Raw genomic sequence first — 1,125 nt, 5'->3', positions numbered from 1 at the left:
GCAGGGCGCGCACCGTGGCCGCGAAGTGGGCGGAGCCGCCGTCGGGCAGGTCGTCCCGGGTGACGGAGGTGACCACCACATGCGAAAGCCCCAGACGCGCGGCGCCTTCGGCCACGCGGCGGGGTTCGTCCGGGTCTGGCGGGGCGGCCTGTCCGGGGGTGATGTTGCAGAAGGCGCAGTTGCGCGTGCACACGTTGCCCAGGATGAGGAACGTGGCCGTACCCGAAGAGAAGCACTCGAACATGTTCGGGCACTTGGCGCTCTGACACACGGTGTTCAGGCGCAGGTCGTCCACCAGCGAACGGGTGTCCCCGTAGGTGTGGCTACAGGGCAGCTTGACCCGCAGCCACGGTGGAATCCGCAAAGATGGCACGGAATTGCCGGGCACAGACATCCTTTACCTCCTGCATGGTGGGGGCATCGCCGCCCAGTTCGCGGTGCAGCGACGTGGCCTGCGCGTCGGGCAGGCCGCACAGGGTGATCATCTCGAAAAGGGACAGGTCGCGCCCCACGTTCAGGGCGAACCCGTGGTACGAGGTCCAGCGGCGCATGGCCATGCCGATGGAGCATATCTTGCGGTTTTCTATCCACACGCCGGGGCGGCCTTCCCAGCGGGCGGCGGACAGCCCGAAGTGGGCCAGCGTGGTGATGACCACCTCTTCGAGGTCGTGGAACATCTGCCGCAGGCCTCCGGGCCGCTTGGCCACCCGGAACACCGGGTAGGCCACCAGCTGGCCGGGGAAATGGCAGGTGATGTTGCCCCCGCGCGAGGACTGCACAAGGTCTATGCCCTGCGTTGCCAGCCATTCTCGGCCCACGTGCAGGTTTTCGCCCCCGCCGTTGCGGCCAAGGGTGATCACCGGGTGGTGCTCCAGCAGGTACAGGGTTTCTTCCGCCCCTGCCGCCACTTCCTCCAGCCGTGCCCGTTGCAGGGCGTCGGCCTCTGCATAGCGGATGAGGCCCAGGTCGATGATGTTCATGCGCGTGGTGTTCCGGTTGCGAAAGGCCGGGGGCGGTGGCGTCCCCGGCCTTGGAGTTTTCGATGGGCCTGTCCCGGCGTCGCGGAGGCTGGCGCGGGGCGGTTGCCCCGGGCGTGCCCGCTAGTCGTCGCGCCGGGGCCTGCGC

2 protein-coding genes are annotated in these 1,125 nt (G+C 68.6%); both read right to left on the bottom strand.

The features are described from left to right. The coding region (locus FVW20_RS16190; protein ID WP_372435014.1) for a radical SAM protein at nucleotides 1-394 on the bottom strand (394 nt) is incomplete at its 3' end. Continuing rightward, on the bottom strand, nucleotides 324-980 hold the full coding sequence (gene lipB, locus FVW20_RS16185) for a lipoyl(octanoyl) transferase LipB (protein WP_196610404.1): 657 nt from the start codon (nucleotides 978-980) through the stop codon (nucleotides 324-326). The genes lipB and FVW20_RS16190, both read right to left, overlap by 71 nt. Between the last annotated feature and the right edge of the window lie 145 nt (nucleotides 981-1,125).

This window comes from Nitratidesulfovibrio oxamicus (assembly GCF_015731765.1).
In the GTDB taxonomy this organism is placed as follows: domain Bacteria; phylum Desulfobacterota; class Desulfovibrionia; order Desulfovibrionales; family Desulfovibrionaceae; genus Cupidesulfovibrio; species Cupidesulfovibrio oxamicus.
The sequence above is the reverse complement of the archived record's forward strand: the minus strand, read 5'-3'. Positions and strand labels throughout refer to the sequence as shown.

Excerpts from the sequence above, each read along its gene's own strand:
- lipB (WP_196610404.1), bottom strand. The coding sequence starts at position 980 with ATGAACATCATCGACCTGGGCCTCATCCGCTATGCAGAGGCCGACGCC.